Raw genomic sequence first — 22,889 nt, forward strand, 5'->3', positions numbered from 1 at the left:
AAAATAACAACGTTGTTATTTTTCTTTAAAAAGCATGTTTTTCCTCAGCTTTTATACTATACTACAAGTAACAACGTTGTTATTTAACAGTATAGTCTGTATTCGGAAAATTTTCAACATTTCATTTTTGACTGTTTTGGAGGATTTCTAATGAGTGTAACGATAAAAGATATTGCCCGGGAATCAGGAGTAAGCTATTCAACTGTCTCTAAGGCCTTGAATGACAGTCCTCTTGTAAAGCCGGATACAAAGAAAAAGGTTTTAGAAGCAGCACGGACTTTAGGGTACTCTCCCAATTTTGCCGCAAAAAATCTTGTTTCTAAAAAAAGCAGAACGATAGGTCTTGTATGGCCTGCAATTGACCGAATAGCCCTTACTGCCCTAGTATCGAAAATAAATGAAATCGTGACAAATAAAAATTATTTTATGATTCTATCTGTTAATGCAGCTGACAAAGCGGTAGAAATGTTTAAAAGCTTTCAGGTTGACGGCGTCATGATTTTCGAGGAAGGCGGTGAAACTCAGCTGCATTCCAATATGGCCTCATCCGTTCCCATCTTGTCCTACGGGGTTTCAGGAGACAATGCCTATCCTATTATCGACGTCAATCATAAAAAAGCGATTCAAAAAGCGGTTGCTCACCTAAACGATCTGGGTCATTCAAAAATAAGCTATATTGGGGACTTATCACCCTTTGACAGACGACAGGCAGAAAAGCTCAAGGGATATCATAAAGGAATGGAAGAAGCTAAACTTCCTGTAACCGAAGAAAGCATCTGCAATACGAAGGGATTAAGCTGGTATGATGGCTATCTTGCTGCAAAAGAACTGCTGCAGTATAAAAACAAGCCAACAGCTCTTATAAGCGGAAGCTACGATATCAGTGTAGGGATCCTAAGAGCCGTAAAGGAGCTAAACTTGAGGATTCCAGAGGATCTTTCCTTACTTTCATATGATAATATCCCGCAAATGGCGAGCCTTGAAACAGAGCTAACAAGCGTAGGTGTTCCAATTGATCTCCTGGCTGAGACAATGGTTGATTCCCTCCTGTCTTTAATCGATCAGCCTGGTTCTGTCAGCCTTATTCAGATGATGGAGCCTGAAATCGTGATCCGGAAATCGGCACAGAAAAAATAATAGATTTTCATTAAAAAAAACACCTTAAATCGCAAATCAAGATTTAAGGTGTTTTTATCTGTTTTCTGCTAAAGTATTTTCAATGAGGATCCCTAATCGGAAGTGGCTTCATAATCCGTTTCCTCTTATCAAAAGTAGCGATTTCCTTTACCCCTTTATTAATCAGCATCTCCATGTTTTCATCTAGAAAAGCACCTATATCCTCTGGAAAATGGGCATCAGAAGAAAGAAGCAATGGAATCTCATTTTCGATTAATAAATGAAGAAATGGTTCACTTGGACACATTTCTTTTACCGGGAATCGGTAAAATAACCCTGCGTTAACCTCTGTAGCTGCATCCATTTCTTTTATAGCTTTTACTATCCTTTTGTACATGGGCAGCAAAAGATCGTTATGGGGACGGTAGCCGAAAACTTTAATATTATCCAGGTGGGAAATATAGTCAAACAAGTCGCTTCTGATGGCCTTTTCCACAATTCTAAAGAATGTTTCATATAATTCATGTACCTCATAATTTTCAAACTCATCGATCGTTTTAGGATTATCAAATCCCCATCCATTGATAAAATGAACAGAGCCATTAATAAAATCCCAATCATGCTTGCAAAGCAATGCAAATAAATCCTCTTCATCATCCTCAAAGTAGTCTGCTTCTATTCCTATCTTTAACTGCACACCTTGCTTGGCCCATTTTTCTTTATTTCTTGAAATGGATTCCGCAAAATGATCCATGCTTTCGGTCATGACTAGATTTAACCACTGCTTTTGCATGCGGCCGATCGGACTTTCATCAAGCTGCATGTTCTTTTCAAAATACTTTCGGCAATCTGTAAAACGATATAAATGATCCACAATCCCGACTTCTTTGATTCCTTTTCTTTTCGCATTTTCAAGATATAAATCAAGCCAGCTTGGATCATAAGCTCCTTTTATCATTCTTTCAGATAACTTTTGCACGGATTGGGCAGCCCATTGTTTCGAGGATTTTTCTTCTGGCGAAAAATGCTCTCCTATAAGAAGGTTTTGATAGGTTTTTTTCAGCCAATTAGATGTATACGGACCTTCCTCAAGATGAACGTGATAATCAACTCTCATTGGCGTCACCTACAGTTATCCAATCTACATCACCAATAACTGGATCTTTAGACCAATCAACCGGCATTTTTTGATCAGTAATCAGACAGTCAATAGCAGAGAACGGCCCTATATGGAAAAGAGCCCTCTGATTTAATTTAGAAGAATCAGCTGCAACAATTACTTGTTTTGATCTCTTCATCATAATAGAAGAAGCCGTTGCTTCTTCTACATTGAAATCACAAATTCCATCCTTGTTTATTCCCCCGCACGAAATAAAGGCTTTGTCAAAATAAAATTGTTCCAATAACTTATTGGTTATGGACCCGCTTATAGAACGCTGCAGAGGATTGGAGACACCTCCGAGGACAATGACTTTTCCATCAAATAACCTGTTTTCGATCCGACTATTTAATAGTTCAGCTGCTGCCAGAGAATTGGTCACGATTGTTACATTTTTGACTTCTTTAATAGCACTTGCAATTTGAAAAGTTGTTGTGCCGACATCCAGAGCTACTAAATCTCCATCCATAATAAAAGTCGCCGCAGCTTCTCCTATCATTTTTTTCTGAGGATGAAAGATTCCGACTTTTTTATTAAAATGAGGCTCTTTAATCACACCAAGATATTGGATGGCTCCCCCATGAATTCTGCGCAATTTCTTTTTCTCTTCGAGTGCACTCAGGTCTTTTCTGATTGTTTCAGGCGTCACGTTTAATTTTATAGCTATATCTGCTACGCCAATCTTATTTTTCATTTCCAGTTCTCTGATTATCGCTTTATATCTATCATTCATTTTCATTTCCTTCCCCCATTTTGTTTTGGTTTGTTTTGGATTAACCCATTATAAAAAAGTTATATAAATAAAAGACAGTGAAAATATTAACTTTTGTAAAATTAAACAAAAATAAAAACGAAATCAAAAGTCAAAACTTGTGATTCATCAGCCTTATATCTCATAAATAATTCTAAAAAGCTTCTTTTTGAGGCGAAATAAGCGATTTATTTTTGTTTTTTTGTTTTTTGTTTTGTTTTATTTACTTACATTGCTGTTTTGTTTAATAATCTATCAATATTTATATCTTATGATGAAGATGTAGCTAACGGGGATCGTGGCGCCATCTCCATTTACGTAGTGAATGCTTGCAGCATTACATAAATGATTCTCCATTACTATTGCTCTTTTCAATTGTTATACGAATCAATTAAAAAAATGGGAGGTTTTTTTATGAGTAATCAAGATCAGCAAAAGGGATTAGACAGAAGGAGTTTTATAAAAATAGGCGGAATGAGTACACTCGCCTTAACACTAGCGACAACCGGCCTGCCGGGGAATTTATTGACGAACACTGTACATGCTGAAAAAGAACCGGACGCTAAGCTTCACTTCAACTCAGATGGAAAGTTTAAGGTCGTTCAATTTAATGATACTCAGGATGATGAACGTATTGACCGGAGAACACTTGAACTTATGGAGAAGGTTCTTGACTCTGAAAAACCGGATTTTGTGGTCCTGAACGGTGACAATATTGCTGGAGGCTGTGATACAGAACTCGAGATGAAGCAAGCTCTTAATAATGTTGCTCAACCTATGGAAAAAAGAGGGATTAGATGGGCGGTTACGTTTGGAAACCATGATGAAGACTCCACTTCAAAGAGCGGAATGGACGAGAAAGCGATGCTGCAATTTTATATGAATTACAAATATAATATGAACGAGCCAGGTGAAAATGGTCTTACTGGTACAGGCAACATGAACCTCCTCATTAGACATTCAAAAGGCAATAAAGCTGCATTCAATCTATGGCTTCTTGACAGCGGAAGATATGCTCCATCACAAATCGCCGGACAAGATTTTAAAGGTTACCCTACATGGGACTGGCTCCGTTTTAATCAGGTGAACTGGTACTATGAGCAATCAAAAAAAATTGAGAAGCAATACGGTTATAAAGTTCCATCACTCGTATTCATTCATATCCCTTTATGGGAGCATCGTTTTATGTGGCATGGAGGCGTAGACGTAAGAACACAAGCAAGCCATGAGCTTGCAATGGCAAAGCATCAAATCACAGGTGAACGAAATGAAGATGAATGTCCTGGACCGGTAAACGGCGGTTTATTTTCAGCTATGCTTGAGCGCGGAGACGTTAAAGGAGTTTTCTGCGGACATGATCATGTGAACACTTACTGCGGAAATTACTATGGAATTCTCCTTGGATATGCCGGAAACACAGGCTTTGGCACATACGGCCTTTCAGGTGCACAAAGAAATAGACTTCGCGGAGCACGGGTATTCAATTTAGATGAGAACAAAGAAGGCGGACTTGTTGAAACTCATATGGTTTTCGCTAAGGACTATGGAATTGATTTAACTGCGAATGATCAAAGTATAGATCCTCTGCCTTTAAATACTGAAGAGACGAACAGTTAATTCTTATAAAATTTGAGAAATATGGAGGAATGATCATGCTGCAAAATATAGGTGTCCCTGGACTAATCCTTATTTTGATTATCGCTCTTATCGTATTTGGACCTTCGAAGCTGCCGGAAATCGGCCGTGCATTTGGAAATACATTAAGAGAATTTAAGAACTCAACAAAGGATATCATGTCAGAAGAAAAAGAAGATAACAGCAGCTCCAAGTAAAAGTGCCCGAAGATGTAAACACCATGTTTGCATCTTCCTCTTATTTTCAAAAAGGGAGAAGCTAATATGAACAATAAAGAGTTATCTTTTGTCAATCACCTGGGGGAGTTAAGGAAACGGTTCATTTTTGTTTTAGTCGCTTTTGCCGTTTTTTTATTTGGTTCATTCCTATTTGTACAGGAAATATACGAATGGCTGGTTCGGGATCTCAGTCATAACTTAGCTGTCTTAGGGCCAAGTGAAATTCTATGGGTCTATTTTACGATTGCAGGGGTCATTGCCATCGCACTGACTATTCCTATTGCAGCTTATCAAACGTGGCTGTTTGTAAAACCGGCATTAACCGATAAGGAACGGAAAACAGCGTTAGCGTACATTCCAGGATTGTTTACTTTATTTGCTGCAGGTCTATCATTCGGTTATTTTATCGTCTATCCGCTTGTCCTAAATTTTTTAATCTCTTTATCAGAAGGACATTTTGAAACCATGTTTACTGCAGAAAAGTACTTTAAATTTATGATCAATCTGACACTCCCGTTTGGATTGCTTTTTGAAATACCTTTAATAGCTATGTTTCTTACCTCAATTGGCGTCATTAATCCGATGCTGCTCTCTAAAGCAAGAAAGATCTCTTACTTTTCACTTACATTGATTGCTATTTTCATAACCCCCCCTGATCTTATTTCAGACATACTTGTTATTGTACCGTTATTCGTTTTATATGAAATCAGTGTGAGCTTATCTAAATTCGTTTATCGAAAAAAACAGCAAAAGCGATCTGAAACAATGATCCCATTGAAAAAAACTTCATAAACAAAAGGCTGCAGGGTTTAATAAATGCCTGGAGCCTTTTCGGTGATGGTTAAACTATCTCTCCAAATCTGCCGTAAAATAAGTCAAACTATTTCTGAAAAACTTTTCATGACACTCTTTATGAAACGATTTTCCTGATTGTTTTTATTTTATTGGGATCGATAGGGTTCTGATAGCTTGATTCAAAACGGATTCCTGAACCAAAGTGTACTTCTCTCACGTTTACCTTTTTTAAGAATGCCTGCAAATTTTGAGGTGTTAATCCTGATCCTGCCATAATGGAGGGTCCAGTCCCTGCCGAAAGGTCTGCAAGCTGACCCAGCTCTTCGATCGCTTCTGTAGCTTTTTGCTTGCTGCCGGATGTGAGGATTCTAGATATCTCAGGGTATTTTTGAAGAACTCCTAAAGCCGTGAACAGATGATCAACCTCGTCAAATGCCCTGTGGAAGGTAATATCTAACCCTTTTGAGGCTTGAATTAATTTAATTACCTTATCCTCATCTATTTTCTTCTCTTGCGTTAGAGCACCAAAGACAACTCCAGCAGCCCCTAAATTGCGGCAAATCTCAATATCTTCTAACATAATATTCAAGTCTTCTTCTGTATAACAAAAGCTGCGGCTATGCGGGCGAATCATCACATTCACTGGTATCGTTAACTCGCTGCACACACTTCTAATTAAGCCATAGCTTGGCGTAAGCCCTCCTTCCATCAATCCTGTGACTAATTCTATCCGATCGGCACCAGCTGTTTGTGCGATTTTTGCATCTTCAAGTGAATCAGCGATGGTTTCGATAATCATGATCTGTTCTCCTAATCGTGTTTAAAATTTTTAATTCCAGCTAATCATCAGGTTTCTTCTTTTCCTTTTACAGCAGCTTTCATTCTAAGTAAAGCTTCCGTTAAAACCTCACGAGGACATGCAATATTTATACGTTCAAACCCATACCCGCCTTTACCGAATTTCATTCCTTCATCAAGGCGAACTCTTGCATTTTCTAAAAAGAATGTATGCAACTCTTCGTGCGGAATCCCAAGATCACGGCAATCCAGCCAAATCAAATGAGTCGCTTCAGGTTTCACCACTTTAATAGAAGGAATATGTTCTTTTAAATAAGCACATACATATTGAAGGTTCTCTTCTAAATAACCCCTTACTTTTTGAAGCCATGGCAATCCCTTATAATAGGCAGCAATCGTTCCTTCGACTGCGAAGGCATTTGGACGCATTAAACCGTATCCTGTTAATAGGGCTTCATATTTTTCTTTCACATCTCTATTCGCAATAATAAAAATAGAGCTTTGCATACCCGCGATATTAAAAGTTTTACTTGGTGCAGCACATGTAATAGAAAACTTTAAATGGTTTGGGTGAACGGTTGCAAATGGTATATGTTTATAACCTGCGTAAGTTAAATCTCCATGCATTTCATCCGAAATAACAAAAACACCATGTTTGTCACAAATTTCTCCAATTTTAAGCAATTCCTCACGAGTCCAAACTCTTCCTACTGGATTATGAGGGCTGCACAAAATGAATATTTTCGTATTGGGATGTGATGCTTTTTCTTCAAAGTCTTCAAAATCCATTTCATATGATCCATTCGAACAGACAAGAGAATTATATAAAATGGTACAGCCTTGTGTTTCAATTGTAGAAAAGAACGGATAATAGACAGGATCTTGCACGATTACCGCATCACCTGGCTGTGTTAATGTTTTTAATAATAAATTTATTCCAGGAATAATTCCAGGGCTAAAAGAAATCCACTCGCGTTTTAACTCCCAGCTGTATTGTGTTTTCCACCAATACTGAACAGCATCATAATACCGTTCACAAAATGTACTATAGCCATATATTCCGTGCGCTGCTTTTTGACTTATGGCATTTACGATTTCTTCTGAAACTTGAAAATCCATATCTGCAATGCATAATGGAATAATATCTTGATCCTCTATGTACCATTTAACAGAATGTGTTTTTCTTCGATCAATAAATTTTTCTAGCTGCATGACGTTTTCTCCTATCTTTTATCCCCTAATGATAATTCATCCATATTATACAAGAAGTAAAGAGCTTTTATCCTTTTCATCCTGAACTTCTTTTTAAGAGGCTATGTAAAGTTTATAGTTGATATTAAGTAAGGGAACCTGCCTTTAGGAGCAGGTTCCACAATTCTCTTTAACTAATCGGATTTAGTAAAATAATCACTTATTTTTTTTGAGCTGAAATAGTCCCATTAGATTCTAGTATTCCTAGCTTTACCTCTTCAACCGACCAGACATTTTGCATTCTTAACAACATTAAAATTTCTTCTAGATCTAAATGTGCTCGTTTTGCAATGTGGGTTAATTGATCCGTCTTTAATGATAACTTCAGGCTTCCCTTTTGATATTTTCCGAAAAAGTTTTATTCTCTGTGCTGCTTTTTCAAAAAGCCAAATTGTTGATGAACAAACAAGTAAACCTGTAATCAAATACGATAATCCTTTTTTTGGATCAAGGGCTGTTTCTTCAACGATCCCTCCTAAAATCAGCACGTAGATAATATCAAGCGGGGTTGCTTGAGCCAGTTCTTTTCTCCCGAGCAAACGCATGATGAAAATTAGAGCAAGAAGACCAACTAATAAGTCTAATGCCATTTTTAACAAGTCCATTTTAGTCCCCTCCTACTAGCCCTATTCCCCTTTTTTTGTTATCTAAAAAAAGAAAAAATTTCCTCAGCGCAGGTATGTGGAGGTCTTAGAACATCACTACTAAACTTTATCAATGTCATTGATAGGGAGCATTAGATAACTTAACTGTATGACGAAATCGATGTGGTTTGATATTCTCGAGGTGAAAGATACACCAAACTCTATGTATTTGCACAACCTTCAAGCTTATGTTTGCACTATTCAAACCTATAATCAGTGTTTGAGAAGTAAGCTGGCCAGCTTAATGACTCTCATATTATACCAAGAGGTTATTTTTTTGACCAAACGTCGTTTTCTCCAATACAGGAATGCGCTCTTTGCGGAGTAAAGACTCAGTTATTTCTAAAAAATTTCAATATTTCTCTAAATGTATACTGATCTGATTCTTCATTGTATCTATGTGAGTAAGGATCACTAAATCCATGTTCACCCCTGCATAAATGTACATCTATACCCTGTTTATCTAAACTTGAAATTAATTCATGAACATTAAATGATTTTTCTGCTTGGGGAAAAAACAGCAATGCTGGACATTTTGGAGATATATTTACATAGTCTCTAATACGTGAACCATAGTATCCGACAATACCATCCACAAACTCTATCTCACTGCATAACCAAGAAATAGTGGCCCCTACACTAAATCCAATAATAAATATTTTTGAGTACTCATCTTTAATATCAAATAAGATATTTTTTATTTTATTGAATCCATTTGTGATACCTACATTATTCATAAAATGAAGGTAAGCTTCTTCCTCATGAAAATAGTCAAAAGGTATTTCTTGTTCTAATAAATTTGGACAGATAACATCAAAATTTTGTTCTGATAAAACTTCACATAAATCCGTCATATGTTTGTTAATTCCATAAATTTCGTGAATGACAATGATTAATTCATTTGATTCTTTGTGGATTTTAAACATCCTAGACACCCCTGTTATGTTTATTAGAAGCCATTTATTTAAGCAATGCGCCCAAGCTGTTAATCCATATAAAATGAACGCGCCATTTAATAGATGAAACAGGAAGCTTACTCTATGTTTCTAGATTATCTTCGATCATTACAGAATGTTACTTTTTTTATAGATAGGGTATATAAAATTAAGCTTATTTTCATCTAGTATCTGCCACTAAGATTTCTTTGCTCATTATTTTGAATAAAGAGACCTTGGTGGGAGGTGATTATTTGAGAAAAGTCTATGGAACCCAGAAATTAATTGAGTATTTACATTCAGTCGACTATCCAATGACTGAGGAGGAAATCAATCATTTGCTGCTAAGGAAAGCCATTCCCCATCTTAGCCCCATCAACAAGATTCTTATCTTTAATTTAGATCATATTGATTGGTGGATAAAAGAAAATCCTAAAACTACTTAGTTGATTAAGGCCCCGCTTAACAGTGGGGCTTTAATCATACTGGAGCATTAGGTTCTGCCGCCTTGTGAGCTATGCTTTTCCATATCCAATTGAAAGCAGCAAAATTCTTCTTAACTATTTTTCATCAAATCGATTTCAACCATATCTTCTCTCAGGTTGAAGCGCACAAAATAGCCTATATGGGTTTTACTTTAGCACAAAGAATTAATTGCAATTAAAAATGGATAATTTCCTTGGGAAGCTATACACACACATTAAATTATAGAGTAAAATTGCAAAATGTGCTCAATTAGTCTAAGCTAACGTTCACGCTGCATCATAAAGTATTTTAGTCCTAAATACTTTATGGGTGAGAGTTGTGGAGGAAACTACAATAATGGTTTTGCTTTAATTGTAGTACTATTTATTCTTTTAATCATCGTTGGTGCTGCTTTTGTTGGCGGCAGTTACGGTGGAGGCAACGGCGGCGGATACTGCTAAAGCAAAATAAGAGGTAAAAATAACTTATCTGTCTTACAAGATCAGGGGCTTATACCTGATCTTTTTTATAAATAATCGCACAATAGGACTGACTCCTGCATAACTTATAAGAATCCACAAGCAGTATTCCCATACCTTTTTATACACTTTCAACAGCCGCCTTTGGGTGGCTTTTAGTATGTAAATAAAACAAATCATTGGAATTTTGTTTATCAATAAAAGTTTTTTTAGCCTTAGATGTAATTTTTCTTATAACTGATTTCTCAAGTTATACAACAAGTGGAATTATCTTTAAATTAAATAGGATAGAAATGAAGTTACTTACACTTTTTTGGCTGGCCCCTTAGCTTTCTAACAAAAGGTTCAGGTGTCCTGCCGGAGAATAGGTAAGTTGGAATTCGAAATTAATCGTAAAAAGAACCTTCCAGATATCCGGAGGGTTCTTTTTAACTCATGTTTTTTGCCATTCTGTTTTAGATTACTATCTGATATTATCATAGAGAGTTATTTACCAGCTGGCTTTTTTCACTCCTGGAATCTGACCCTTGTGAGCATATTCTCTGAAAGCAATTCTGGAAAGTTTAAATTTTCTTAAGTATCCTCTCGGTCTTCCAGTTACTTCACATCTGTTTTTTAAACGTGTTGGCGATGAGTCTCGAGGCAGCTTTCTAAGAGCTTCAAAATCTCCATTTTGTTTCAGCTCAATTCGTAATTCTCTATATTTCTCAACTAATGCCTGACGTTTTTTCTCTTTTGCAACTTTCGACTTTTTTGCCACTGCTCTCATCCTTTCTTTCATAATTTATTTAATATATAATAAATCGTAATCATTACTATTTAAACACGGATTGAATTAGATTTCAAATACTCTCTGTTAGACGTATCCTAAAACTTAGAAATATCAAAGGTCTACGTGAGCATAATACTCAAGTAACAAACAGAAAATATTTTATTTTTTGTTTTGTCTTTTCCTGATTTTTAATCACTTTCTCTGTATAGTCGATCCATTTATGGTTGTCTATTTTTTTTTCCAGTTCTCGGTTTATTTCATTTTCAATCTGCTTCATCAATCTATATGTTTCATCCACTGTCATACAAAAATGATTAGCCGCTTGCTGAAATGGAGACCTTTGGATAAGAAGGTTCAGAAATTGCTCTTTTGTCTCACATTGTGAAGCCAGTCTATCTTCCAAACTTTCAATGTATTGATACAGGTTTTTTTTCTTCGGAGGCAGCCCTGCAATAATGCTGCGTGTTAAGATATTCATTAGCTTTTCGTTCATCACCTTCACCTCTTATACATAAAATCAATCTGCAAATAGCGTTATTCATTCGAAATAGGTATCTCCCAGTCAAACGGATCCTCAAGTTTGTTCCACTCGGAATCAAATTCATCATTTGTAAGTAAACATTTATCCAATAGCTTCACAACATCACGTTCGTTCATATCAACCCCAATAAACACAAGCTGTGTCATTCGATCTCCGAACTCCGGATCCCATTCTGCTTGTATATGAGGGTTCTCTTTCAATAGTGCATCCCGTTCTAGTACGGGCAAAGTTGCTACCCAATAAGACACGGGTTCGATAATGATAGAAGGTCCTGCTTGTGAGACAGAAAGGGCAAGATGATTTCTTGTAGCACACCAGGCTATTCCTTTGACCCTGACCACATTCCCTGAAAGAGAATGCATTAATTGATAAAAACGGTCACTGTGAAAAGGCAGTCTTCGTTTATAGACAAACGATGTGATGCCGTATTCTTGTGTTTCCGGCTGATGGTCTTTATGCCCGGTAGTTAACTCTTTAATCCATCCAGCAGATTCACTTGCTTTTTCGAAGTCAAAAAGACCAGTTTGAAGAATTTCAGCGGGCTTAACTTGGCCTTTTACTGTTCGAATGAACCGCGCTCCCGTCTGAAGCTTTCTTAATACCTGTTCAAGTTTATGTAATGCTTCCTCTGTTACGAGATCGCACTTGTTTATAATGAGAACATCACAAAATTCAATTTGATCCAATAATAAGTCAGCAATTTCTCTATTATCTTCTTCACTTAATGCTTCTTTTCGATCAATCAGACTATCACCTGATTTGAAATCATGCCAAAACCGATTTGCATCAACGACCGTAACCATTGTATCCAGCCTGCAAAAACGAGTAAGGTCTATCCCCAGCTCCTCGTCGATATATGAGAAGGTTTGAGCCACAGGAACTGGCTCACTAATACCTGTTGATTCGATTACGATGTAGTCAATATTTCCTTCCTGCGCAAGTTTTTCAACTTCGACAAGCAGGTCTTCACGAAGCGTGCAGCAAATGCAGCCGTTTGACATCTCGACTAACTTTTCTTCAGTTCTCTTTAACCCTCCCCCTTGCTTTATCGTTTCTGCATCTATATTGATTTCGCTCATATCATTAACGATAACAGCAACTCTAAGCCCTTCTTGATTTTGAAGGATATGATTTAATATGGTTGTTTTGCCGGCTCCTAAATATCCGCTTAAAACTGTTACAGGAATTTTTTTGGTCAAGAAGCTCTCTCCTTAAATCGTAATTATTACGATTTAAATATAAGGCATTTCCCTCCCTCTGTAAAGCACTACTATAAGATTATTGTGGCTAAAGTGTATTTTATGTTTTAAATAAACGATACTTCTTCTAAATCTAACCTCCCAAGTTAGTACAATGCAAAAGGAACTGCTGCAACAGTTCCTTCCATTACTCACCATATTTGAATTGATTTCAATATTTAAGAGTGCTAGTTAAGCTGAAAATTGCCACTCGTATTTTTTCGGACTAGTATTCTTCCGGCTTGCTCAAGACGTATATCCTTTAGGAAATTTCTATAAAAGATGCTATCCTTTATTATTTGATTACCGATAAATGTTTAATCCAAAAAAGTACCAAGTACTACTATTGATATTATTTCATCTACTGGAAGTTCCCTTTGTTATTCAATTAAAGCGACCTATTGGTGAAGACTCTTTGAGAAGCTCGATGATCGAAATGCCTAAAATGTCAACCGCCACAAGTTAAGGTTATTCCTTGATTTCCCACTGCGGATTCCAGACTACTTCCCACAGATGGCCATCTGGGTCTTGAAAGTGGGCAGAATATCCTCCCCAAAATGTGTCGTGTGCCGGATCAGTTATAATAGCACCAGCTTTTTTCGCCTGTTCCATTACGTTATCAACTTCTTCTTTACTGCATACATTGTGACCAATAGTAAATTCGGCAGGACTTGATGCAGTATAAGGAACCTTTGCCTCATGAGCTATATCTTTGCGATTCCAAATTGCAAGCTTTGAACCTGATTGCAAGTCAAAAAAGGCAACGGCGCCATGCTCAAATTCTTTACCAACTATACCTTCTGTCGGAAACCCCAGTCCGTCTCGATAGAATTTTAACGATCTTTCCAAATCATCTACACCCAATGTAATTACAGTAATTCGTGGTTTCATAACTTGCTGATTCCCTCCTTATGATATAAATACCAATTCTTTACGTATCCCCATTTTATCAGAATCCGAGCGCAAACTAAGAATATTAATCAAAATCGTCCTTCACAAAAATACCTGCCGATCTTAAACAATCTGGTCCTATTTAAAAAGGTTGCCTTCTTAATTAAAAATCGCGCCCTATAGCTAACTAACAATAAAACTAAAGTCCTCCAAATTGTGAAAATTAATAATAGTTGTAAGATTATGTATGTAAAGGTTATTCTTTTATTAGAGTTTTTATTGAAAGGAGAAATGAAAATGGAAGAATTATCTTACGTTCTAGTCGACGTTTTTACTGATCAAAGGTTTGGAGGTAATCAACTGGCTGTATTTCAATCTTCAAAACCGCTTGATACAGATTTAATGCAAAAAATAGCCCGGGAACTGAACCTATCAGAAACAGTATTTATTTTCCCGCCTAGCGATCAGACCAAAACAAAAAAAGTACGAATCTTCACTCCGCAAATTGAGTTGCCGGTAGCAGGTCATCCAACAGTCGGAACCGCATTTCTCTTAGGACTTGAAAATTGGGTAGAGACAGTACAAGGAGTTAATGAGTGGATTTTGGAAGAAGGAGTAGGAGATATTCACGTAACTGTTTATAAAGAGCATGATAAAATCACAAAGGCCGAAATGAGTCAGCCGATCCCGATATTTGGAGACCTGTATCATGACACCCAGGTCATAGCTGATCTTTTGTCCCTTTCTGTTGACGAAATAGATACTAACTTGCCTATTCAATCGATTTCATCTGGTGTCCCTTTCTTATATATTCCTGTACGTTCACTTGATGCCATGAAACGCATCAACTTCCGAAATGATGTGTGGCAGCAATCTTTTTCAGCTAATAAGGATACGCAGCATATTTTCGTATTCACGCAAGAAACCGTAAATCCCAGTTCAACGGTACATGGTCGCATGTTTGCCCCTGCCATGGGGATTACTGAGGATCCCGCTACTGGTAACGCTAGTGGACCTTTAGGGGCTTATCTCATCGAACATGGACTCATTCCATTCAATGAAAATGGAACATATACCATTCGCAGCGAACAAGGTTTAGAAATGGGCCGTCCTAGTTTTGTTGATATTTCTATCACTAAAGAAGAAAATGATTATAAAAAAGTCAAAATCGGAGGAGCTTGTGTGAAAGTAGGGGAAGGAAAAATTTTCATATAATTGCTTACATGAAAAGAGACGCAGAAGACATACAAAAAAGACCGAAAAAACCGGTCTTTTTAATTTGAAAGAGGATTAATACCAATGATTATATTATTAGAGAGTAGCAGCCAAAAATGAATACTCCCTGGCAGTATTAATATAATTAATGCAGCTTGACAGCACTAAAACAGAAGGGGAGATTAAAAAATGAATGAAAAATTAAAGAACACTTCTGGAAATACAAATTTACGTAAGCTTCTGAACAAAGCTATTTCACTGCGTGAAGACGGACGTGCAAAACAAGATATGACTCTTTTGAATGAAGCACGTACTCTCCTTTTAAAAATGTCTGAAGATTATCCAGACAACGCAGAGATTAATTATCAGATTGGGATTGTTTATGATAATTCTGGCTTTGGGAAAGAAGCGATCCCTTATTATGTTAAAGCGATTGAGCAAGGCCTTTCAGAACCAGATCTACAAAGATGTTTACTCGGTCTAGGCAGTACTTATCGTCTTTTGGGGTATTATGATAAAGCGGTTGAAACACTGCATCGCGGTGTGACTCAGTTTCCTGAACATCGCGGTCTGCAAGTCTTTTATTCACTGGCTTTGTATAATACCGGTAAATATAAAGAAGCAATGGAAATAGTCTTGATGAATTTGATGGAAACCACGACTGATGAAAACCTTCAATACTTTAAACGAGGGATTTCTTACTATGCACAGCACCTTGATGAAACCTGGTAATCATTAAAAGTAGAAAAACGTATAAAGATTTCCTCCTAAAATGCTAATTTTTATGAAAAAATTAAACGCAGTGGAATTCATTTACGAATTTCACTGCGTTTTTCAAAGTTAATTAACTTTATATTAACGCATGGCATTTTCTCTCTACTTATTAGATGAAATTGTATTTTAAGCAGTTAATTTGGAGATAATTTTAAACACTGTGGAGCCGAAAAAGGCTCTTTTTTTTGTCGCATTTAATGATGAGTAAACATTTGAAATAAGAATGAATAATAGACGTAGTGAATACATTAAATGATGGATAAATAATAAGGTGGTTGAACACTTATGACTAAAGAAGAGTGGAAAAAAGCTTTGTTAGAAGAGATTAGGACGGAAAAAGAACGTCATCACGATCTCAACATAAAAAAAGTCGTCTATCCAACAATGAAAGACGTGATACTAAAACTTATTCCTGTTCCAAGCCTGTTAAAACGGCTATGATTGTGACCTGCCATTAATTCCAATCAAAAAAAACCGGCAGTCCCGGTTTCCTTTTATTTTGCACTGCTGGCACTTAGAAAAGCTTGAATGTTTTTCAATACTGGGTCGTTTTTAGAGACATTGACTTTGTTAATTTGAACATCAGTCATGCTGCTGTTTTTGATTGTTTCTAAAAAGTGTGATTTATATGTTTCTTTTATAGAAAATTCAGAATCCTGACTTTTTCTCCAATTTTCATATTCTTCTTCTTCGGAATGGTAAATACGCATATGTGAATTTTGATTTTCCATTTAATTCACTCCCTTTATTCTATTGTATATCCTAATCAATATCTATGTAAACACTCAAGCAGTTATGGGATTAGAAGGGTTGTATGACAAATATTTTTTCCATATTCAAAAATACTAGTAATTACTTCTTTATCATAATCTGTAAATGTGTGCTCTTTACTCTCTATGAGGATAATAACCTTTTTCCCAAACTCTTCTCTAACTGCCATTAAAATATTGGTGTCAATAGATACCTTATTCTTTATAAAAACTTGTTTGTCAGGCGATGTTTCAAGAACCAGCCTATCCATTATATTTGTGTAATATGGATTCGAGAATGGTGAAGCACCCGCTTGATATTCCCAAACTTGCGCTTGAATATTGATTAAAAGTTCATTTTGAAAGAATTCTTCGTATTTTGCTAAGATTTCTTGAATGGTCCTTTCATATGGGACCGGGGAATAGGAAGACACTCTTCCTATAAAGTAAGTATTCAACTTCAGAACAGACGATATAAAATGAAATTGGTTTAATTGTTTTTCTTGCTGTTTAGCTATTTCCGCAAACTCCACTTCAAATTGCATCACTTTAATTCTCTTTAGAGGGGTTGCAATGACAATCATAGCAACGAAAATTCCTAAAAGCACAACTAAGACGAATCTCAGAACGGCTAATATAAACGGTGAGAAAATTCTGCCTATAAGGTCATTTCCATCTTTAACAGCGTGAATAGATTGATGATGAAAATATCCTTTTATTCCGTATACAACCGCCAGAACAAAGAAAATCAGTATGATGCTGTAATAAATCTTATCTTTATTTTCTTGCAGCATCTTTATTAGCTTTTTCCACATCCAACCGTTCTCCCTCATTGTCAAATTCTTCTTTAAGTAATGATACCAATTCTTCCCACATAATATCTATACTAATTTTAATAGAATTTTATTGAAAAATTAAAAAGGCAGCTTTTTAATCTGATGCGTTTTTTCAAAAGAAACAGTTAAAATGACAGTGGTTTTGACATTGCAGCTGACAAAGAATAAACACAAAAGACTCGCCCATTTGACGAGTCTTTTTCATATTACTGAGCTATGTTTACTTCTTGATTTTATTGTCGATTTTATTTCCACGCATAATTTTCTCAAAATCTTCCATCTTTTCATTCGTCTGAATGTTAGAAAAATGAAATGGGTTTTGGTCTTGAGTGAATTCTTCGTCAGCGGTGATTACTATTCCCATTTGCTTGCCTTGCATGGCTGTTGAATCATTTATGACGTTTTCATTTTCTCCATCAAAATGGGGAGTTGCTTCACTATTTTGTTCATTCCTTGGCATAATTTTCATCATCTCCTTAGTGTTAAGATGACTGACTTTAATCAAATCTATTCCTGAATTTGTGTCCCATCTTAGACTTTATTGCAATTGTTACTGGACTTATTCCAGCAGAAAAAGCGTCCTGTGACACAGAAACGCCTTTTTCGATATAAAGATAAGATGTTACAGTTCACTTTCATGGTTCTTAAATGTTTTCCCATCATGGTAATAAAGCTCAGAACTCAAATGAACATTGTTATTTTCTTTTAATTGCCGAATAAGTTCTTCACTTTTTGTTTTATTCATTTCTTTATACCAGGTTCCTTGTGGATATAGAACAGCGATTGGACCATGCTTACATTGGCCGTTACATAATGTTTTTGTTGTGTGAATCTCCTTTTGCAGCTCTAAGTTTTTTAATTCTCCCCTAATGGTCTCTGTTACTTCTTCTGCTCCATTCTTTGTGCATGTTTTCCCGCTGCAAATTAATAGATGTTTGCTAACCCCATCTAAGTTCATAAAAATTCCCCTTTGTTCTACCCTTTTTATTTGACCTCTATAACAAATGGATAGCTATTTACTTTACCATCAAATTTAAATTCTCCCCACACTTTGTAGATCCCAGGTTTATCAAATTTTGTTTCAAATACTGTCTTTTCTTCTGATGCAGGGTGCACGTGAACAAATTTCTCGCCCTTATCATCCAAAATAACAACATGGCCTAAAGCCCCCAGATAGGGTTCTGGAGTAATCCCTTTCGTATCAAAACTTAACGTAACTTCTTTGTTTATTCCTAGCTCTGTAGTTGTTAATTCAACTGTCTTTTCATTGATTGTTTTTGTTAAGTTAGTATCAGCCTTTAGTGAATTTTCCTCATGTTCACCATGAGCTTTCCCCACATGCAGCTCTATAGGACTAACCTGATAGGCAAGGTTTTTGGGTTTAATATCAACAAACACTTTATAAGAGTTTTCAGGTAGGTCAAATTTCTGAGTATACATGCCATTTCCTTTTTCCTCAGGATGTAAATGGTAGTAATCTTCCAAGTCGGCACTAACAATAATCAAATGCATAATTTTTTCGTGTGAAATTTCTAATTTAGGTGAATTTTGATCTTTATCCTTTAAATCAATGGTAATTAAGCCTTCCTCATATTTTACGTTTGTGACCACTTCACTTTCTGAACGAGCAGCATGATCTGAATGCCCAGAATCCGTCCCCTCACTTTTTTGACTAGTATGATCATCGCTATGCTCTTCCTCAGTACTAGTTTCTTTTTTCTCGTTACTATTTGATGCAGCCGAGTGGATATCAGTGTGATCATTATTATTATTCATACTTGCATATACGGTATATCCGCCAATTACTAACCCGAGATAAACAATGGCTGAAATCGCCCAGGTAACTATCTTTTTTTGTTTCATAAAAACACTCCTCTCTTTTTAATAGATAAAATTATCCTTTTAGCTTAATCCTTTGTAATCTGAGTGCGTTTAAAACAACGGAAACTGAACTAAATGCCATTGCTACTCCTGCAAGCCATGGTGCCAGAAAGCCCAGTGCTGCAATTGGAACTCCTAAAGCATTATAAGCAAAGGCCCAAAAAAGATTTTGCTTGATATTCCGAATCGTCATTTTACTCATATAGATGGCATCGGCAATACTATTTAAGTCTCCTCTGATTAAGGTGATATCAGCAGCCTCCATTGCTACATCAGTACCAGTACCGATTGCCATGCCTATATCTGCAGTAGCTAACGCTGGTGCATCGTTAATACCATCACCAACCATCGCCACTTTCTTTCCAGCTTTTTGAAGCTTTTTAACTTCTTCTGCCTTTCCTTCTGGCAGAACTTCTGCTATAACATGGTCAATTCCGACTTCATTTGCAATTGCTTGAGCTGTCTGCTTGTTATCTCCTGTAATCATAACAACCTCAAGACCCATCTTTTTTAACCTTTCAATCGCTTTTTGAGAAGTTTCTTTAATTGTATCTGCGACAGCAATCACACCGGCAAACTGATGATCAATTGCGACTAGCATTGCGGTCTTACCTTGCTTTTCCAAGTTTTCCATTTTAGGCAATATGTTCGCAACATCAATGTTATTTTTCTCCATAAGACGGCGCGTTCCGATAAGCAAGGATTTACCTTCAACTTTAGATTCGATTCCAAAGCCAGGGATTGCTTCAAAATGTTCAGTGGTTCCCAGTTCAATCCCTTTTTCTTTAATGCCTTGGACAATTGCCTCAGCTAACGGATGTTCAGAATTTCTTTCTGCAGCACCGACTACCTTTAAAAATTCCTTTTCTTCAAATCCATTTGAAAGAATAACATCTGTAAGTGTTGGTTTTCCATTTGTTACAGTTCCCGTTTTATCAAGGATCACTGTATCCAATCGATGTGTCGTTTCAAGGTGCTCCCCGCCTTTAAACAAAATTCCATATTCTGCAGCGCGGCCGGACCCTGCCATAATGGACGTAGGCGTAGCTAGACCTAGAGCACATGGACATGCGATAACTAATACGGCAATTAACTTTTCAAGAGCTACTGCAAACTCTCCAGGGCTTACAACAAAGTACCAAACTAGAAATGTCACAATGGCTATCCCAACTACAATTGGGACAAAAATTCCAGAGATTACGTCGGCTAGGCGTTGAATAGGAGCTTTTGATCCTTGTGCTTCTTCAACTACTTTGATGATTTGCGCTAAGGCAGTATCCTTCCCAACCTTTGTTGCCTTTACCTTTAAAAACCCATTTTTGTTAATGGTTGATCCTATTACTAAATCTCCAGCTGTTTTATCAACAGGAATACTTTCACCTGTAATCATTGACTCATCAAGAGCAGATCGTCCTTCAAAAATCTCACCATCAACAGGTACCTTTTCACCTGGTTTCACGTATACGATATCACCAGCGATTACCTCTTCAATTGGCACATTCAATTCTTGGCCGTCTCTAAACACTGTGGCCGTTTTCGCCTGCATGCCCATAAGCTTCTTAATGGCTTCAGATGAACGTCCCTTTGCTTTTGCCTCAAACAGTTTACCTAATATAATAAGGGTAATTAACACCGCACTTGTTTCAAAATATAATTCCACCATATGTGCATCAGAACCTATTGTTTGAATGCTCAGGTAGATACTGTAGAAATAAGCTGCAGAGGTGCCAAGCGCCACCAAAACATCCATATTTGCACTTTTATTTCTTAATGCTTTATAGGCACCTACGTAAAATTGACCGCCGACTAAAAATTGAACGGGAGTAGCAAGCGCGAGCTGTACCCATGGATTCATAAACATCTCTGGCAGCCAAATAAAAGATGTAAATTCAAAATGACTGACCATCGCCCAAAGTAAAGGGATAGACAAAATAGAAGAGAAAATGAATTTTCCTGTTTGTTTTTCAATTTCTTTCTGTCTATGATCAACCTTTTCGCCTGCAGCTTCTTGCTTTTGTTCTAAACGATAGCCCAATTTCTTAATGGCCTCTTTCATATCAACGATTGAAACTTCATCCGGATTATATTCTACTAACGCAGATTCCAAGGCGAAATTTACCGTTGCATTTTGTACTCCATTTAACTTATTTAAACGTTTTTCAATTTTATTAGCACACGCTGCACATGTCATTCCGCTTATATTGAATTCTGCTTTTTCACTTACTACTTTGTATCCTAAAGATTCCACTTTTTCTTTAATCTGATTTACATTTGATTTAGATGGATCAAAGGTTACTTTTGATTTTTCTAATGCGAAATTCACGCTCGCATCCTCTACTCCATCTATTTTTTTGATACCTTTCTCTATTCTCACCGCACAAGCTGCACACGTCATGCCAGCTATTTGAAGTGTTGTTTCTTTTTTATCGCTCATAATCTTACACTCCTATCACCACATACTATAGTGGGGTATATTTTTGAGGGAAGTGCCGCCGAGACATTTCGTTTTTTCAGTTCCTTAGTGACAGCTTTGATCTTTAGGCGATTTACTCAGCAAAATCTATACTGTCAAACCACTTTCGAATCAAATGATACATCTACTTTTTCTTCATTTAAGTCAACCTACACCTTTATACCTGATGGGGGTATATTTTTTTGGGAAAAAGGAGTGCTTAAAAAGCACTCTCATTTTTTATTCAACATCATAGCCTTGGTCATCAATTGTTTCTTTAATTTTATCTAAAGAAACTTTTTCCTGGTTAAAAGCAACATCCACTTTTCCATCTTCTAAATGTACTTTTACTTCACTAACGCCTTCAAGTTTCCCTACACTGCCTTCTATAGATTTTACACAGTGTCCGCAGGACATTCCGCTTACATTTAATTTTACGTTTTCCATTTTTCACTTCTCCTTTTATTTTTTCATTAGTTTTTGTATCGTTACGACAAACTCATCAAGAACTTCCATATCGCCCTCATTGATCCGGTCAACTACACAGCCCTTTAAATGGCCTTCAAGCAGAATTTTTGCAACACTGTTAAGAGCTGCTTGAGTCGCTGCTATTTGTGTAATAACATCATCACAATAAGTATCTTTTTCTATAAGACCTTTAATACCCCTGATTTGACCTTCGACGCGATTTAAACGGGTTACTAAATTTTTCTTTACTGAATCTGAGTGATGACTTTTTCGGGAAGAAGTATTACAGCAGTCATCCTCAATAGGAAGATCCATTTTTACAATTTCTTTTTCCATTAACTTCCCTCCTTGAAAATAATATACCATACCCCTCCATCCTATGTAAAGTCATATTCATTTATTTTCTTACCCATTTTTAACCTTTGAATAATTACTCAGTTTTAATCACTTTCATTTGCTTATCCGTTTAAGTTTTAATGGAAATATAGAAGGCGCGGTCTCTCAAGCGAATGATAAGTGGCTTATGTTTTATCCCTGCTTACCGATGTGGGACGCCTTTAAAGATGGAGGAGGAGGAGGAGGAGGAGGAAAAAAACCAAGCGCATTAGAATTGATATCCGTGATATGAAATTTAAATTCAGAAAGATGAACATCAAAAATGGAGCCTGTAAAAGTGAATAGAATTTATTGAATATGAATACCTTGCTCTTGGGTACCAAGGGAAATTGAGATACTGGCAATACGCCCCAGCGCAACATGTTAACAAAAGAATGAAATTGTATTTCCATACGAAATAAAAACCCCTCTCGTTTAGGAGAAGGGAAAG

27 protein-coding genes and 1 pseudogene are annotated in these 22,889 nt (G+C 36.5%); 9 read left to right on the forward strand and 19 right to left on the reverse strand.

Features of this window, described 5'->3' with window-relative positions; genetic code table 11:
- Positions 1-150 precede the first annotated feature (150 nt).
- Positions 151-1,137 carry a LacI family DNA-binding transcriptional regulator gene (locus QFZ72_RS21680; protein ID WP_307437681.1) on the forward strand — a complete coding sequence of 329 codons (987 nt, stop codon included), beginning with the start codon at positions 151-153 and terminating at the stop codon, positions 1,135-1,137.
- A 79-nt stretch (positions 1,138-1,216) separates the two neighbouring features.
- Here the strand turns inward: QFZ72_RS21680 and QFZ72_RS21685 are convergent, their stop codons facing one another.
- Together QFZ72_RS21685 and QFZ72_RS21690 are read right to left on the reverse strand one after the other, a co-directional pair.
- A complete protein-coding gene (locus QFZ72_RS21685; RefSeq protein WP_307437684.1) occupies positions 1,217-2,233 on the reverse strand; it encodes a histidinol phosphate phosphatase domain-containing protein in 1,017 nt (338 codons plus the stop codon).
- Positions 2,223-3,014 (reverse strand): DeoR/GlpR family DNA-binding transcription regulator, encoded by a 792-nt coding sequence (locus tag QFZ72_RS21690; protein WP_307437687.1) that lies wholly within the window; start codon positions 3,012-3,014, stop codon positions 2,223-2,225. Before QFZ72_RS21690 ends, QFZ72_RS21685 begins: the two co-directional genes overlap by 11 nt.
- Before the next feature lie 426 nt (positions 3,015-3,440).
- Here QFZ72_RS21690 and QFZ72_RS21695 point away from each other — a divergent pair, with 426 nt between their 5' ends.
- From QFZ72_RS21695 to tatC, 3 genes are all read left to right on the forward strand, one after another.
- On the forward strand, positions 3,441-4,643 hold the full coding sequence (locus tag QFZ72_RS21695; protein ID WP_307437690.1) for a metallophosphoesterase family protein: 1,203 nt from the start codon (positions 3,441-3,443) through the stop codon (positions 4,641-4,643).
- A gap of 35 nt (positions 4,644-4,678) precedes the next feature.
- Positions 4,679-4,858, forward strand: a complete 180-nt coding sequence (locus QFZ72_RS21700; protein WP_307437693.1) for a twin-arginine translocase TatA/TatE family subunit — start codon at positions 4,679-4,681, stop codon at positions 4,856-4,858.
- A 66-nt stretch (positions 4,859-4,924) separates the two neighbouring features.
- On the forward strand, positions 4,925-5,671 hold the full coding sequence (gene tatC, locus QFZ72_RS21705) for a twin-arginine translocase subunit TatC (protein ID WP_307437695.1): 747 nt from the start codon (positions 4,925-4,927) through the stop codon (positions 5,669-5,671).
- Positions 5,672-5,789: 118 nt separating this feature from the next.
- Here tatC and QFZ72_RS21710 read toward each other — a convergent pair whose 3' ends face one another.
- The 5 genes from QFZ72_RS21710 to QFZ72_RS21725 form a co-directional block, all read right to left on the reverse strand.
- On the reverse strand, positions 5,790-6,473 hold the full coding sequence (locus QFZ72_RS21710) for a copper homeostasis protein CutC (RefSeq protein WP_307437698.1): 684 nt from the start codon (positions 6,471-6,473) through the stop codon (positions 5,790-5,792).
- 47 nt (positions 6,474-6,520) lie between these two features.
- Positions 6,521-7,684 carry a MalY/PatB family protein gene (locus QFZ72_RS21715; protein ID WP_307437702.1) on the reverse strand — a complete coding sequence of 388 codons (1,164 nt, stop codon included), beginning with the start codon at positions 7,682-7,684 and terminating at the stop codon, positions 6,521-6,523.
- Positions 7,685-7,883: 199 nt separating this feature from the next.
- On the reverse strand, positions 7,884-7,976 hold the full coding sequence (locus tag QFZ72_RS29610) for a YetF domain-containing protein (RefSeq protein ID WP_373464619.1): 93 nt from the start codon (positions 7,974-7,976) through the stop codon (positions 7,884-7,886).
- Positions 7,942-8,328, reverse strand: a complete 387-nt coding sequence (locus tag QFZ72_RS21720; protein WP_307437705.1) for a DUF421 domain-containing protein — start codon at positions 8,326-8,328, stop codon at positions 7,942-7,944. Before QFZ72_RS21720 ends, QFZ72_RS29610 begins: the two co-directional genes overlap by 35 nt.
- A 371-nt stretch (positions 8,329-8,699) precedes the next feature.
- A complete protein-coding gene (locus QFZ72_RS21725) occupies positions 8,700-9,293 on the reverse strand; it encodes a dienelactone hydrolase family protein (protein ID WP_307437708.1) in 594 nt (197 codons plus the stop codon).
- Between the two features lie 263 nt (positions 9,294-9,556).
- On the opposite strand from QFZ72_RS21725, the gene QFZ72_RS21730 reads away from it, so the two are divergent.
- Both QFZ72_RS21730 and QFZ72_RS21735 read left to right on the forward strand, forming a co-directional pair.
- Positions 9,557-9,748: a hypothetical protein gene (locus QFZ72_RS21730; RefSeq protein WP_307437711.1), complete on the forward strand. Its 192-nt coding sequence runs from the start codon at positions 9,557-9,559 to the stop codon at positions 9,746-9,748.
- A gap of 345 nt (positions 9,749-10,093) precedes the next feature.
- Positions 10,094-10,192: pseudogene (locus QFZ72_RS21735) on the forward strand (YjcZ family sporulation protein); the annotation flags it as partial.
- Positions 10,193-10,736: 544 nt separating this feature from the next.
- Here the strand turns inward: QFZ72_RS21735 and rpsN are convergent.
- From rpsN to QFZ72_RS21755, 4 genes are all read right to left on the reverse strand, one after another.
- Positions 10,737-11,006 carry a 30S ribosomal protein S14 gene (rpsN, locus tag QFZ72_RS21740; RefSeq protein WP_307437718.1) on the reverse strand — a complete coding sequence of 90 codons (270 nt, stop codon included), beginning with the start codon at positions 11,004-11,006 and terminating at the stop codon, positions 10,737-10,739.
- Positions 11,007-11,154: 148 nt separating this feature from the next.
- Entirely contained in the window at positions 11,155-11,511 is a 357-nt protein-coding gene (locus tag QFZ72_RS21745) for a hypothetical protein (RefSeq protein ID WP_307437720.1), read from the reverse strand.
- Positions 11,512-11,552: 41 nt separating this feature from the next.
- Positions 11,553-12,758: a GTP-binding protein gene (locus QFZ72_RS21750; RefSeq protein ID WP_307437723.1), complete on the reverse strand. Its 1,206-nt coding sequence runs from the start codon at positions 12,756-12,758 to the stop codon at positions 11,553-11,555.
- Positions 12,759-13,265: 507 nt separating this feature from the next.
- Positions 13,266-13,688 (reverse strand): VOC family protein, encoded by a 423-nt coding sequence (locus QFZ72_RS21755; RefSeq protein ID WP_307437725.1) that lies wholly within the window; start codon positions 13,686-13,688, stop codon positions 13,266-13,268.
- Positions 13,689-13,985: 297 nt separating this feature from the next.
- Here QFZ72_RS21755 and QFZ72_RS21760 point away from each other — a divergent pair, with 297 nt between their 5' ends.
- From QFZ72_RS21760 to QFZ72_RS21770, 3 genes are all read left to right on the forward strand, one after another.
- Positions 13,986-14,903, forward strand: coding sequence for a PhzF family phenazine biosynthesis protein (locus QFZ72_RS21760; RefSeq protein ID WP_307437728.1), 918 nt, complete (start codon positions 13,986-13,988; stop codon positions 14,901-14,903).
- A 189-nt stretch (positions 14,904-15,092) separates the two neighbouring features.
- Entirely contained in the window at positions 15,093-15,635 is a 543-nt protein-coding gene (locus QFZ72_RS21765) for a tetratricopeptide repeat protein (protein ID WP_307437730.1), read from the forward strand.
- A 327-nt stretch (positions 15,636-15,962) separates the two neighbouring features.
- Positions 15,963-16,118: a hypothetical protein gene (locus QFZ72_RS21770; RefSeq protein WP_307437733.1), complete on the forward strand. Its 156-nt coding sequence runs from the start codon at positions 15,963-15,965 to the stop codon at positions 16,116-16,118.
- Positions 16,119-16,171: 53 nt separating this feature from the next.
- Here QFZ72_RS21770 and QFZ72_RS21775 read toward each other — a convergent pair whose 3' ends face one another.
- From QFZ72_RS21775 to QFZ72_RS21810, 8 genes are all read right to left on the reverse strand, one after another.
- Positions 16,172-16,408 carry a hypothetical protein gene (locus tag QFZ72_RS21775; protein ID WP_307437734.1) on the reverse strand — a complete coding sequence of 79 codons (237 nt, stop codon included), beginning with the start codon at positions 16,406-16,408 and terminating at the stop codon, positions 16,172-16,174.
- Between the two features lie 62 nt (positions 16,409-16,470).
- The gene (locus QFZ72_RS21780) at positions 16,471-17,241 is read right to left on the reverse strand and encodes a hypothetical protein (RefSeq protein ID WP_307437736.1); all 771 of its coding nucleotides are present in this window, start codon (positions 17,239-17,241) and stop codon (positions 16,471-16,473) included.
- Between the two features lie 241 nt (positions 17,242-17,482).
- A complete protein-coding gene (locus QFZ72_RS21785) occupies positions 17,483-17,731 on the reverse strand; it encodes a hypothetical protein (RefSeq protein ID WP_307437739.1) in 249 nt (82 codons plus the stop codon).
- Between the two features lie 153 nt (positions 17,732-17,884).
- Positions 17,885-18,220 carry a (2Fe-2S) ferredoxin domain-containing protein gene (locus QFZ72_RS21790; protein ID WP_307437742.1) on the reverse strand — a complete coding sequence of 112 codons (336 nt, stop codon included), beginning with the start codon at positions 18,218-18,220 and terminating at the stop codon, positions 17,885-17,887.
- A 26-nt stretch (positions 18,221-18,246) separates the two neighbouring features.
- Entirely contained in the window at positions 18,247-19,125 is an 879-nt protein-coding gene (locus tag QFZ72_RS21795) for a hypothetical protein (RefSeq protein WP_307437745.1), read from the reverse strand.
- 31 nt (positions 19,126-19,156) lie between these two features.
- Positions 19,157-21,577 (reverse strand): heavy metal translocating P-type ATPase, encoded by a 2,421-nt coding sequence (locus QFZ72_RS21800; protein ID WP_307437748.1) that lies wholly within the window; start codon positions 21,575-21,577, stop codon positions 19,157-19,159.
- 258 nt (positions 21,578-21,835) lie between these two features.
- Complete coding sequence (gene copZ, locus QFZ72_RS21805; protein ID WP_307437751.1) at positions 21,836-22,042, reverse strand: copper chaperone CopZ; 207 nt, start codon at positions 22,040-22,042, stop codon at positions 21,836-21,838.
- Between the two features lie 15 nt (positions 22,043-22,057).
- On the reverse strand, positions 22,058-22,399 hold the full coding sequence (locus QFZ72_RS21810) for a metal-sensitive transcriptional regulator (RefSeq protein WP_307437753.1): 342 nt from the start codon (positions 22,397-22,399) through the stop codon (positions 22,058-22,060).
- Between the last annotated feature and the right edge of the window lie 490 nt (positions 22,400-22,889).

It is taken from the genome of Bacillus sp. V2I10, assembly GCF_030817055.1.
GTDB lineage: Bacteria > Bacillota > Bacilli > Bacillales > Bacillaceae > Bacillus_P.